The organism is Pseudoalteromonas simplex, assembly GCF_015278155.1.
Classification (GTDB): Bacteria; Pseudomonadota; Gammaproteobacteria; order Enterobacterales; family Alteromonadaceae; genus Pseudoalteromonas; species Pseudoalteromonas simplex.
On the sequence record NZ_JADILN010000002.1, the window covers coordinates 386,573 to 399,781 of the forward strand.

Annotated in this window: 11 protein-coding genes and 1 riboswitch; of the genes, 6 read left to right on the top strand and 5 right to left on the bottom strand. The window is 40.4% G+C overall.

From position 1 onward, the window contains the following. Positions 1 to 2 precede the first annotated feature (2 nt). From IRQ78_RS05600 to IRQ78_RS05620, 5 genes are all read left to right on the top strand, one after another. The gene (locus tag IRQ78_RS05600) at positions 3 to 3,155 is read left to right on the top strand and encodes an efflux RND transporter permease subunit (RefSeq protein ID WP_138600495.1); all 3,153 of its coding nucleotides are present in this window, start codon (positions 3 to 5) and stop codon (positions 3,153 to 3,155) included. A gap of 158 nt (positions 3,156 to 3,313) precedes the next feature. Then, positions 3,314 to 4,930: a L,D-transpeptidase family protein gene (locus IRQ78_RS05605; protein WP_194441574.1), complete on the top strand. Its 1,617-nt coding sequence runs from the start codon at positions 3,314 to 3,316 to the stop codon at positions 4,928 to 4,930. 8 nt (positions 4,931 to 4,938) lie between these two features. Beyond that, the gene (locus IRQ78_RS05610; RefSeq protein WP_194441575.1) at positions 4,939 to 5,802 is read left to right on the top strand and encodes a D-Ala-D-Ala carboxypeptidase family metallohydrolase; all 864 of its coding nucleotides are present in this window, start codon (positions 4,939 to 4,941) and stop codon (positions 5,800 to 5,802) included. Between the two features lie 109 nt (positions 5,803 to 5,911). After that, positions 5,912 to 6,874 (top strand): alpha/beta hydrolase family protein, encoded by a 963-nt coding sequence (locus IRQ78_RS05615; RefSeq protein ID WP_194441576.1) that lies wholly within the window; start codon positions 5,912 to 5,914, stop codon positions 6,872 to 6,874. Positions 6,875 to 6,896: 22 nt separating this feature from the next. Continuing rightward, complete coding sequence (locus IRQ78_RS05620; RefSeq protein WP_194441577.1) at positions 6,897 to 8,339, top strand: serine hydrolase domain-containing protein; 1,443 nt, start codon at positions 6,897 to 6,899, stop codon at positions 8,337 to 8,339. A gap of 49 nt (positions 8,340 to 8,388) precedes the next feature. On the opposite strand, the gene ribB is transcribed toward IRQ78_RS05620, so the two are convergent. Both ribB and IRQ78_RS05630 read right to left on the bottom strand, forming a co-directional pair. Next, positions 8,389 to 9,042, bottom strand: coding sequence for a 3,4-dihydroxy-2-butanone-4-phosphate synthase (ribB, locus tag IRQ78_RS05625; RefSeq protein ID WP_095209697.1), 654 nt, complete (start codon positions 9,040 to 9,042; stop codon positions 8,389 to 8,391). Positions 9,043 to 9,148: 106 nt separating this feature from the next. Beyond that, positions 9,149 to 9,296: riboswitch (FMN riboswitch) on the bottom strand. A gap of 47 nt (positions 9,297 to 9,343) precedes the next feature. Next, positions 9,344 to 10,282, bottom strand: coding sequence for a LysR family transcriptional regulator (locus IRQ78_RS05630; RefSeq protein WP_194441578.1), 939 nt, complete (start codon positions 10,280 to 10,282; stop codon positions 9,344 to 9,346). 102 nt (positions 10,283 to 10,384) lie between these two features. On the opposite strand from IRQ78_RS05630, the gene IRQ78_RS05635 reads away from it, so the two are divergent. Beyond that, positions 10,385 to 11,041, top strand: a complete 657-nt coding sequence (locus tag IRQ78_RS05635) for a nitroreductase family protein (protein WP_194441579.1) — start codon at positions 10,385 to 10,387, stop codon at positions 11,039 to 11,041. A 72-nt stretch (positions 11,042 to 11,113) separates the two neighbouring features. Here IRQ78_RS05635 and IRQ78_RS05640 read toward each other — a convergent pair whose 3' ends face one another. The 3 genes from IRQ78_RS05640 to greA all read right to left on the bottom strand — a co-directional run bounded on the left by IRQ78_RS05640 (position 11,114) and on the right by greA (position 13,209). After that, complete coding sequence (locus IRQ78_RS05640; RefSeq protein ID WP_194441580.1) at positions 11,114 to 11,368, bottom strand: hypothetical protein; 255 nt, start codon at positions 11,366 to 11,368, stop codon at positions 11,114 to 11,116. Positions 11,369 to 11,571: 203 nt separating this feature from the next. Then, positions 11,572 to 12,615 carry a S66 family peptidase gene (locus IRQ78_RS05645; protein ID WP_138600478.1) on the bottom strand — a complete coding sequence of 348 codons (1,044 nt, stop codon included), beginning with the start codon at positions 12,613 to 12,615 and terminating at the stop codon, positions 11,572 to 11,574. A gap of 117 nt (positions 12,616 to 12,732) precedes the next feature. Further along, complete coding sequence (gene greA / locus IRQ78_RS05650) at positions 12,733 to 13,209, bottom strand: transcription elongation factor GreA (protein ID WP_054551507.1); 477 nt, start codon at positions 13,207 to 13,209, stop codon at positions 12,733 to 12,735.

Here is a 13,209-nt window from a genome sequence, read left to right on the forward strand (position 1 = left end):
CCATGACCACGCACAGAGAAAAAGGGCTTATTGCCTGGTTTGCTCGCAACCCAGTTGCTGCAAACTTACTTATGATTTTCATTTTAGTGGGTGGCTTATTGACGGCAATGTCGGTGCGTAAGCAAATGTTCCCACAATTTGAGAGTAACTGGATCAGTATTCAAGCTGTCTACCCAGGGGCTGCGCCGCAAGAGGTAGAAGAAGGCATCACCATTAAGGTCGAAGAGTCTTTAGAAGGCCTCGAAGGCATTAAACGTTTAATTACCTATTCGAACCGTGGTTTTTCACAAGCTTGGATCGAAATCGAAGAAAAGTACGACCCGCAAGAAGTACTCGATGAAATTAAGATGCAGGTTGATTCAATCAATACCTTCCCTGCAGAGATGGAACGCCCAATTGTTCGCCGCGAAAAGTTTGAGCAAGAAGTGATGATACTCGCGCTGTATGGCGATATGAGTAACTACCAGCTCAAAGAACTTGGTAATGATATTAAAGATGAGCTACAAGCTTTACCACAAATTAACTTGGTCAACTTTTACAGTGGCTTAAACTACGAAATTGGCATCGAAATTAGCCCAGATAAACTACGTGAGTACGGTTTAACTTTCCGTGATATTGCCACAGCCGTTCGCAGTTTCTCTGCCAATATGTCAGCAGGTCAAATTCGCTCTGAAAATGGCTACATTTCGATGCGTGTTGAAAATCAAGCGTATCGTGGTAAAGAGTTCGAAAATCTGCCTTTATTACACTTACCAGATGGTGCACAAGTTTTCTTAGGTGATGTAGCAACAATTAACGACGGCTTTGAAGAAGGCTTACAATACTCTAAGTACAACGGTAAAAACTCACTGACTTTTGAAGTAAATGCGTCGAAAGATCAAGACATCACTAAAGTTGCTGCGGTATTAAAAAAATACCTAGCAGATAAAGCACCACAGTTACCAGCAGGTGTAAAACTATCACCGATTGTTGATTTAACTTACTATCTTGAAGGTCGTCTAAATATGATGATCGACAACATGATTTGGGGTGGTATTTTAGTGATGGTGGTACTGGCGCTATTTTTACCACTACGCTTAGCGTTTTGGGTAATGATGGGCTTACCTGTGTCATTCCTAGGTGCATTTTTAATGATGCCACTTGGCTTTATAGATATCACGGTTAACTTAGCTTCTTTATTCGCATTTATACTGGTGCTCGGGATAGTCGTTGATGATGCTATTGTCGTCGGTGAGTCAGCCAGTGCTGAAATTGAAAAGCACGGTCACAGCCTAGATAACGTAGTACGCGGCGTAAAACGCGTTGCTATTCCTGCAACCTTTGGTGTGTTAACTACAATTGCCGCATTTTTACCACAAACACTGGCATCAGGCCCTGGCTCTGCGTTTTCTAAAGCCATTGGTGGTGTAATTATCCTATGTTTAATTTTCTCACTAATTGAGTCAAAACTAATTTTACCGGCTCACTTAGCAGCCATGAAAAATAAACCTGCGAACCCTAAAAATCCATTACACCGCTTACGTTTAGGTATGGATAAAGGCCTCAAGAACTTTGTTGATAATTACTACACACCATTTATTGGTCGCTGTATTCATTACCGTTACACCGTGATTGTTGGCTTTATCTGTGTACTTATTGTTAGTGGCGGTATGTTCGCTGGTGGCTTAGTGAAATTTGTTGCGAACCCTAAAATTCCACATGATTTCCCACGTATCTCAGTTGAAATGAACTTATCTTCGTCTGAGCAAGCAACCCTTGAGACAGCGCAAACAATTGAAAAGCTGATTTTAGATGTCGATAAACAACTTGAAGAGCAATATGGTCAAGCAATGATCCGCGATTTATCGGTTAGTTTACGCGGTCGAACAAGTGCACGCATTATGGCGATTTTGGTTGAACCAGACTTACGCCCTATTGATACCTTCCAATTAAGTGCAATGTGGCGTGAGCAAATGCCACCACTGCCAGGTGTGAAAACGCTGAATATTGAAGACAGTATCATGAACGGTGGTCGTGATGACGGTGATGTGAGCTTTCGCTTAGAAGGCAAAGATATCAATAAGCTCAAAGAAGTGGCTGCTAAGTTAAAAGAAAAGCTAAATAGCATGCAAGGCGTAGGCGATGTAAATGACTCACTACAATCTGCAACTGACGAGGTTCAACTTGAACTTAAACCACTCGCTTACAGCCTAGGCCTAACTCTATCAGATGTAGCATCACAAGTTAGCTTTAGCTACTACGGTTTAGAAGCGCAACGTATTTTACGTGACGGTGAAGAGATCAAAGTAATGATCCGCTACCCTCGTGAATCGCGTAACGCAGTAAGTGACATCACAGATGCGCGTATCATCACGCCAACGGGTGTTGAAGTACCGCTTGCTGAAGTTGCTAAAGTTAACATTGTAGATGGTGTAAACCGTATTCGCCGTGAGAACGCTAAACGTACTGTAAACGTTTGGGCTGCGGTTAATACTGACCAAGCTGAACCATTTGCCATTGCAAAAGAAATTCGTGACGAATACTTACCTAGCCTACTGAAAAGCTACCCTGGTGTAGAAAGTAATGTGGCAGGTCGTATTCAAGAAGAGATGGATAGTGTGGCAGAACAAGTACGTGATTTTGCTTTATCAATGATGATTATCTTTGCGTTACTTGCTATTCCACTTCGCTCGTACTCACAGCCATTTATCATCATGTCGGTTATTCCATTCGGTGTCATTGGTGCAATGTTTGGCCACATGATCTTAGGTATGACAATGAGTAGCCTATCAGTATTCGGTATCATCGCTGTTGCAGGTGTTGTCGTAAACGACTCGCTAGTGATGGTCGACTTTGTAAATAAAGCCCGCGCCGAAGGTGTTGCAATCAAAGAGGCTGTAATGCAAGCCGGTGCGCGTCGTTTTAGAGCAATATTACTGACCTCGATTACAACCTTTATTGGTGTATTACCAATCATTATGGAAACAAGCTTACAAGCAAAAATCGTTATCCCAATGGCTGTATCTCTAGCATTCGGGGTGTTATTTGCAACGGTCATTACGCTTATTTTAATCCCTTGTCAGTACGTCGCGTTAGAAGACTTCAAACGCTTAATTGGCAAGCTAAGAGGTAAAAAAGCAGAGCCAGAAGCAAAATTACAAACAACCAGTCATTAATCCCCTCTCAAAATCCCAACCGAGCGCTTGGCAAGCTTACTTGCCAAGCGTTTTTTATTTAAAAATATGTTCCTATAAACCCTGTTGTTTTGCTAAGCTTAAATGAGCAAAAAAGAAACAATTCAAAAAATAACTAAATACGTTATAAGGACATAGCTATGAAAATTCTGCACTACACAGCTTTGCTCAGTTGTTTATCAATTTGTATGCCAGTGCTTGCTGAGAACCAATACTTGCAACAACAGCTTGAACCTATTCTGATTGGTGAATCTCACAATATAGAAGGACAACAAATCCACTCCCCAGAAATGACTGTTGCCACCTATAAAGCAAATAGTTTTGAACGAGTATGGGATGACAGCAAATATGCCAAACAAGCGCTCAATTTAATTGCGCAAGCAGAACTTGAAGGGCTATCTCCTAACGACTATCACTTTGATACATTAATGGCGCTGGCCAACGAAATAGAGAAACGCGGAGCAGATGCCGTCGAAGCCCAGTTTGATGTACTGATGACAGATGCCGTGATGACCTATGCAAAACACTTAATACGCGGAAAGGTAAACCCAAAACAATTGGCAGCCACATGGAACTATGAACAGTTTGATGTTAGCCCAGATGCTGCAGCAACCTCATTACTTAAACATGTAAAATCAAAAAGCCTTGATAAAGGGCTTGAAAACCTAAAACCTGTTTTGCCTCATTATAAGCGTTTAAAAGACGCCCTTGTGTTTTATCGAGAGCTTGATGCCACTGGCGAGTTACCTGACTTCGCACTGCAAAATAAGGTATTAAAACCCGGACAATCAGACCCAGCAGTACCGCTTTTAAGACAAAAGTTAAAACGACTAAAGTATTTTGACGGCAGTAACAGTGATGCCACTGATTATAACGATGAGCTAGTCACAGCAGTTAAACGCTTTCAAAATGCCCATCAAGTTGCTGATGATGGTGTGATTGGCAATGCGACGTTAAAACTACTCAACAAAGATTACAGTGAGTACGTTAATGATATTTTAGTAAACCTAGAGCGCATTCGTTGGGTTGATAACACGCTCACAGAGCGCTTCTTAGTGGTAAATATCGCAGGCTACTTGCTGTACTTGTTTGAAGACAACAAATTGAAATGGCAAACCAACGTAGTTGTAGGCAGAAACTACACCAAAACCCCAATTTTTAAAGGGCAAATGAGTTATATCGTGATGAATCCAACGTGGACAGTACCGCGGAGTATTTCAGGTGGCATCATCAAAAAAATGAAAGAAAACCCAAATTACTTAAACGAGAAAGACTTTGTTGTGGTTGATAGTCGCCGTAACCCAGTTGATAGCGAGAGTATTGATTGGCCGAATGCTAGCCGCAAAAACTTCCCGTATTGGTTTGTACAACAGCCTTCAGAGAATAATTCATTAGGGCAAATCAAGTTTATGTTCCCAAATAAATACTCAATCTATTTGCACGATACCCCTGCAAAAAGTTTATTCCAGCAAGACCAACGTGCATTCAGCCACGGCTGTGTAAGAGTTGATGACCCATTCACCTTAGCTGAGAAAATATTAGAAACCTCAGATAATTGGAGCCGTAGTGAAATTGATGACGCCATTGCTGCAAAAGAAACTAAAAAAGTCAGCTTATCAAAACCGCTGGATGTACTTTTAATGTATTGGACCGTTGCGGGTAACGACGAGGGCCTACAATTTTATACCGACGTTTATAATCGTGATGGCGCGTTATTAAAAGCACTCACCACACCATTAGCAAACAATACAATTTAGAGGTCACTATGTATTTCAGCCGTATTATTTTTAGTGTGTGCTTAGCGTTAACTACATGCTCTGTTGCTGCCATTGAATTAACTGATTCGCTGCACAGCCTTGTACTTGATGCAAAACAAGTGCTAACAATTGATAACACGGCTGATTTTACTCCAACTGAAGTTTCAGATGTTGAGACAGAGCGATTAGGGCCAAATAGCATTGCCGTTTATGCCCCAGAAAATGCAGGGTTTTATAGCCTAGTACTGAGTAACAAAAAAACGAGCAAACGCTTACTCGTTATAGTGAAAAAACCATTCAATGCTAACAATAAGCAATTGAATAATTACCAAATCGGCCTCTACCCTGCGCCTTATAAAGGCTATACACAATACAGTGCGCCAAACGGGTTTATAGAAATTTTTGAGAAAGACCTAACACGCCAACTGACTCCTCATGTGCAAGTTAAAAATGTAATTTGTAAGCAAGTGAGTGGCTTTCCAAAGTATCTTTATGTCAACAACGATGGCTTGATGATGCTCGAAGATCTGCTCTCGTTTGTACAAAATGAAGGGATTAAAGTAAGCAAATTTGCCTTTATCAGCGGCTATAGAACACCCCATTACAATCGCTCAATTGGTAATGGCAAACACAGCCGACACCAATACGGCGATGCCTTTGACCTATATGTAGACGAAGATGGTGATGGCCGAATGGACGATTTAAACGGCGATGGTAAACTAACGATTGCTGATGTAGATGTGCTTTATAAAGTGTTTGAAAAGTTCCAAAAACAGAGTCGCTATAATGGCGGTATTGGCCGCTATAAACCCGCCTCCCACCACGGTGGTTTTGTTCACATAGATAACCGTGGATTTACCGCTAGGTGGTAATACAATCCTCGTACAACCCTTGTTCAAATATTATCCGATTGCATTATTGCTGCTTGATTGGTAAGTTGTTGTAAGAAATGGAAGTACTACAATAACAACAAAGGGAATTATGCGCTTTATCCTCTGCATTTTTTATATTTCAGTCCTCAGTGGTTGTCAGAGTTTTATTGCTTATCAAATCACTCAACCTGTAGAAGAGATATCTTACGGTGGCCCTGACGACCCAATGTTGAATACCGTTTACGAAGGCATACCTCGAAAAACATGTAACACTACACATGAATGTTTAGCAGTTAGAATATTTTCCCATAATGATTTAATCGAATATTTTGAGCAAGGTGAACAATTTGGCATAACTTTTCAACTTAAATCAAAAGAGGAAATGGAAACATTTGAAACAACTTTGACCTCTATAAATGGTGCCAAACAGAAAAACGATTCAGCAATTATACTATTCCCAGGTTATGGTGTGAGTAGTTTGATTTATAGCTTTCAAGCTCGTTGGCTAAGCCATTTTACTGGCAAAGATGTCATCCTAATGCCTGCGAGCAATCAATATAGTGAATTCAAGTTTGGTCTAAATAGTCTTGATGTATTAAAGCATTTTTTAAATACCAACCAATACCAACAAATTGATATTTTAAGTTATTCAATGGGCAGTATTGCCGCAATGCAACTTGCAAAGCAAATGCCTAATGTAAAGCAACAGATAATGGTTGCACCAATAGTGCATTTTGACACCGCATTAATGTCCGTAGCTAAAAGTTATCACCCCACCTTAAGCTACTTTGTCAAAGATAATGATTTTAAAAACGCAGCAAAAGATGTAATTCAAGACAGTGCTATTGATGAAACACAGCTTGATTTATTCGCCCTACTGAACAGCAAACAATCAGCTAATAGAACCACACTCTATGTCAGTAACGCAGACCCAATAAGCCCAGCTGGTTATTGGCAAGCGCTTCAAAATAAGAGTGTATCTGTAGTGCATTACAGTAATTTGAACCACACCAGAATGGTCAGCCTTATCAATCAAGCCATGCGCAATGAAGTTTTACATCGATTAATGTAACCAACAAATAACAAGGAAAGCAATGAACATATTCTTTAATAAACTAAGGTTGCTTGTAGTTTTTTATTTAGTCGCAATTTCAAGCCTCGCACATAGCCAAAACATGCAAGCAGAGATGGCTGACTTTATTAATGGCTTTCATAACTTTAAGCAGTTTAATGGCAATGTGTTAGTTGCAAAGGATGGAAAAGTACTGTTTGAACAAAGCGTTGGCTATGCCAACTTTGAATGGGGTATAAAACATAGTAATAAAAGTAAATTTAGAATTGGTTCAATTACCAAACAGTTTACCGCCATGTTAATTCTGCAATTGGCACAAGATGGTAAACTCAAACTCGATGATCACCTTGCAACATACCTCCCTGATTACAGAAAAGATATAGCCACTAAAATTACCCTTCGCCAAATACTTAATCACACCTCAGGTCTTGGAAATTATACTCAGGCAAAATCTTTTCGTGATGAGTACAGCCGAAACCCTTACAGTGTTGATGAATTTATTCGCTTGCTATGTAGTGATGATCTAGTGTTCGAGCCTGGCACTGAATTTCGTTATAGCAACTCTGGCTATTTTATTTTAGGTGCGGTAATCGAAAAGGTAACAGGTCAAAAATATCAAGACGTATTACAGAAGAATATTTTAGATCCACTCGATATGAAGGATACAGGCTATGACTCTCACAATAAAATCATTAAATTTCGCGTATCAGGTTACGACAATGGCCTAGCAGGCTATAGCAATACTGATTATTTAGATATGTCTATCCCGTATGCTGCTGGGTCAATGTATTCAACAGCACGAGATTTACTAAAATGGGATCAAGCTCTCTACACAGGTAAGTTATTGAACAACAAATATAAAAAACAGATGTATCAAGTTTCTGAGCAAAGAAATTATGCGCTTGGTTGGGAAGTTACAAACCTTGATAAAAGCACCTACGGAAAGCCCCTAACACGTATCCAACATGGCGGTGGTATTAATGGTTTTAATGCATTTATAAGTAGAATAATCGAAGACAAATTACTGGTTATTATTTTAAATAACACCGGTGGTGCGCCACTCACACCCATGACTAATGGCTTACTTGAAATCTACTATGGCAACCCCTACGAAAAAGCGACAGAGCATGCAGATAGTAAACTTTATAACGCATTTAAACATGAAGGTATTGCAGGGTTAAAGAATACCTATCAGCAAATGGTGAGTGAGGGTAATACGCCTAGAGAAAGGTCGCTAAACTACTTTGGCTATGAATTAATGCAGATGGATGAGCTAGACGCCGCAATCACGGTGTTTGAACTCAACAATCAATCTTATCCAGATTCAGCAAATACGTTTGACAGTTTAGGTGAAGCATATTTAGCAGCTGGTGATAAACAAAAAGCATTAGCAAGTTACAAAAGTGCGCTAAAACTTAATCCTGACAGTGAAAGTGCTAAACACGCTATTGAGAAATTACAATAAATAAAGGCCACAAGAGTGGCCTTATTTTTTTACTTACGGCTTAAAGCTTTTAGCAAGCCTGTTTTTGCGTTGCTTGGATATAGGCAACTAAATCTTCAATCGATACAACAGGCATGTTGTGCTCACAGGCAAACTTGCTAACTTCAGGCAAGCGAGCCATTGAACCATCTGGATTCGTTAATTCACAAATAACACCAAACGGTGTTAAACCCGCTAACTGCATTAAATCAACGGATGCCTCGGTATGGCCACGGCGCACTAATACACCACCCGTTTGTGCTCGCAGCCCAAACACATGTCCTGGACGAGACAAATCTTCAGGCTTTGCATTGTCAGCTGTTGCCGCTTTAATGGTGGTTACACGATCAGCTGCTGAAACGCCGGTTGTCACGCCCGTTTTAGCTTCAATGGTCACTGTATAAGCTGTTTTGTTCTGGCTGGTGTTATGCTCAACCATTTGTGGTAAATCTAGCTGTTTAACACGCTCATCGCCCATGCAAAGACACACAATACCGCTGCCTTCACGGATCATCATGGCCATTTGCTCTGTGGTCAGGTGCTGTGCTGAATACACAAAATCACCTTCGTTTTCACGGTTTTCGTCATCTACTACAAGTACGCCTTCACCTTGCTGCAAGGCAGCAATAGCACGTTCAACGCGTTCAAGTGGTTCGCCAAATTGGCTAAGTAAAGAAGACTGAATCATCATTTTTAATACCTATTAAATTAAATATGAAAAGATTCAGGACATTGAAAGGCACAGCAAAAAAGACCACCCGCAGGCAGCCAATTACTGTTTTATAGATAAACTATATTCTCTTTCATCCGGACTATCACCGTCGGCTCTGGCCTCTCACCAGATCTGCTGACCTTTAACCAAAGTTAAAGCGCTCGCGGGCTCACTTAAATTTAAAGTATACCGCCGGTGGGGAATTTCACCCCGCCCTGAGAATGTTGCTTAATCAATAAGATGAATAAGCCAAGCTATTCTATACCTAAAGTAATTAGTTATCGAGTACCCGCTTATCTAATATGCCTTTTTCAATCAGTTGATTGAGGATCGCCTTGGTTTTTTCTCGGCATATATCACGCACTAGACGAACCGCGGGTGTAATGGACTGTCGACTTGGGCATATTAGCCAAAGCTCTGCACATAAGTGGGGATAATTTTTCATCACTGGCACTACCCGCCCACTTAGTAAATCATCACTGATATCAATACATGATTTAACCGCTAGGCCTTTACCAGCCACACACCAACGCCTTACCAAATCACCATCATTAGATGCTCGACGGCCTTGCATTTTCACCTTAAAACGCTCGGTTCCATCGGTAAATTCCCAAACATTATTGATGATATCTTGTAGTTGATAAAATAGGCCTTGATGCTGATTTAATTCATCGGGATGTGTCGGCGTGCCATGTTCGGCAATGTACTCAGGGGTTGCACATAACAGCCGCGGAACATTACAAATTTTAAAGCCATATAAATTTGAGTCGGATGGAGAGCCATACCTAAGTGCAAAATCAACGGAGTCTCGGTAAAAGTCGACATTACTATCGCTAATATGCGGGCGCATACTCAGCTTTGGATACTCATCAAGTAACTCATCTAACCATGGGATAATGATGTTGCGGCCTAAATCTGAAGATAATGCGACTCTTAGCTCCCCTTCAATTTCATCATGCTCACCTTTTAACGCAAGTGTGGCTTGGTCTAGCATGAGCACTGCTTGCTGACACTGAGGTAAAAAGCGCTCCCCAGCCGCAGATAACCGCAAATGACGAGTTGTACGAACAAATAACTCAGCACCCAGCGCTGCTTCAACACGCTTAATAGCAGCGCTGGCGGTAGCGGCTCGCATGTCTAATTTGGCTGCTGCGGTTGTAATACTACGAAACTCAGCAACCTTGAGGATTAATTTGAGATCTTCAACCAACATATTAACTAAAAATTTTTGATAATGTTTATTCGATTATGCGCTTTATCGCAAAGTATGCAAGGCGTAAACTGCACCTAATTGTTATACATGCGGGAGCAAATCATGACACACCCAATCATTTCTGACTTACAACGCCGTTATACAAGTAAACGTTACGACGCTTCAAAACAAATTAGCCAAGCAGACTTAGCTGTAATTTTAGAAGCATTACGTTTATCGCCATCGTCTATTAATTCTCAACCATGGAAGTTTGTGGTCATTGAATCAGAGCAAGGTAAACAGCGTCTGCATGATAGTTTTGCAAATAAGTTTCAGTTTAACCAAGTTCATGCAAAAGCAGCATCACACACCATTTTATTTGCTTATAACCCAAGCTATAAACGTGCTGATTATGAAAAAGTAATTGATGCCGATATTGCTAATGGCCGTACAAAAGCTGAAAACAAAGAGCAAGCATTTGGTGCCTTCGCCTTTGTTGATTTAAATACAGATGAGCAAGGTGATAACGCTGCTTGGACTAAAGCGCAAACCTACATTGCCTTAGGCAATACTATGCACACAGTGGCTCGTTTAGGCTTAGATTCAACACCAATGGAAGGTGTCGATAAAGACTTACTCGGAGAGCTTTTTGCTGATGAATTAGGCGGTTATGTATGTGAAGTGGCACTCGCTATTGGTTATCACGAGCCAGAGCAAGACTATAATGCTGCATTACCAAAATCGCGTTTAGATAAAGATGCGGTAATTAAGATTGTTTAACAAACCTTAATAGTTACGCCTTTTAATGTAGGCGTAACTTAGAATGGCTATTATAAATGAGCCTATAAGCTTTTAATCAGATAGAAACTGCCTATACACTTTTTCATCCAAGCCTAAATTAGGGCAAACCAAGGTTTTATCCTTCACCTTTGATAATGATAGTGTTTCATTATTAACAATAACAGCTTGATATTCTAGTGAACAGTTATCTTCTTTTGTTACGGACCATCTCGACAGCTTATCTAACGGTGATGGTGCCCCAGAAATAATATAAACCTCTGTTTCACCATATTTCTTAAAATTCAATAAATTATCATGAACTTTCACTAAACTGCATGGAGTAATTAACCCCAGTTTTTTTCTGTGTTATTTAACTTCACTGTACAACTTTCAGAATTTACATAAAGAGCACTTTTCGCAGTTGAACAGGACAAAAGTAATATCATGCCAAGCAATAATAATTTTACTTTCACACTAATATCTCCCAAAACCAAACTTGGTCACCTAGTTCTAGCCAATCAGAGCTTCCTTTAATTACATATTGTCTTCACAACCACATTACTCGCCATACCTTCACACAAATCTGCAGTTATTGTGGCAACAGCACCATTAATTAGTGCTAAATTTGGGGCTACGTGGCCAATGTCGGCATCAACGATAACTGGGAATAAATTACCTTTAAATGCGAGCTCTATTGCTTGGTACTCATCAAAGTAGCAGTCGTTATTAATTGCAGGGCTGCGGCCAAATACCACCGCATTTACATCAGTAAAAACATCATTCAACTTTAACGATAACAAACAACGTGCAAGAGCCATCGGACTAAGCTCTGCATTTTCTAGGTATAAAATTAACCCCTCAGGCGCATACTGCTTTTTAAATTCATGCAATGCATAATAATTAGAGGGTAACAACAGACCTAACGTATCTAAACAGCCGCCAATTAAGCGTCCAGACACTTCAATTTGGCGTTTATCTTTATAGTTAATACAGCGCCATTGGCTAGGAGCAGTATAGTCAAATTGAGCCTCAGGCTTAGCTTTATAATCAATTTGCTTTTGCTGATAAAAAGGCGAAGCAACTTGATGCAATTGCTGTTTTTCTTCAAGTGACATGGCACTGAATATATTTGCTAAATAAACATCGGGATCGTCAGGGTGAATTTGCATTAAATTCGCAGCGTGCAAGGTTGCCCAGCCACAACGAGTGGTTAATGCACATGCAAACGTGCTGATATCTGAAAAGCCAACCAACCATTTAGGTTTTGCTTTACTTATCGCATTAAAATCGAGAAGCGGTAAAATTTCCATGGTGAGATCGCCCCCCCATGGCGGCATGATGGCTGCGATTGAATCATCAGTTAAATACTGCATGAGCTCATCAGCACGTTGCTTTGCACTATTGTGTGACTGACGTAAGCAGGCACCTTCAATAACAATAAAACCTTTGGCTGTTAAGCCATTAAGTACTATGTCTAAGCGCTCATGAAAGGCTTTATCAACACCTGATGAAAAAGCACATATGGCTATTTTATCACCTTGAACAAGTGGTTTAGGATACTGAATTTTCGCCATTATTACTCCTTCATTGCAACAGTTTGTAGCCAACGTACCGAATAAATCCACGCCTGTAAACAGGCATAAAAAAACCGCAGTGTGAACTGCGGTTTTTCTCAATGCTTGGTTAAGCTACTAAATATACTCAACTTCAATGATTTCGTACTCTACTTCACCGTTTGGCGTTTTAATGATAACGGCATCATCTACCTCTTTACCAATTAAACCACGCGCGATTGGTGAGTTAACAGAGATCAGGTTGTTTTTGATATCTGCTTCGTCATCGCCTACGATTTGGTATTTTACTTCAGCATCGGTTTCAACATTAACGATAGTGACCGTTGTGCCAAAAATAACTTTACCTGTGTTAGGCATTTTAGTTACATCAATGATTTGCACATTTGAAAGCTTCGCTTCAATTTCTTGAATACGGCCTTCGCAGAAACCTTGTTGCTCACGAGCAGCGTGGTATTCAGCGTTTTCTTTCAAATCACCGTGCTCACGTGCTTCAGCGATATCAGCAACGATTTTTGGACGGGTAACTGTTTTTAATTCGTTAAGTTCTTCGCGCAGTAATGCTGCACCACGAACTGTCATCGGAATTGATTGCAT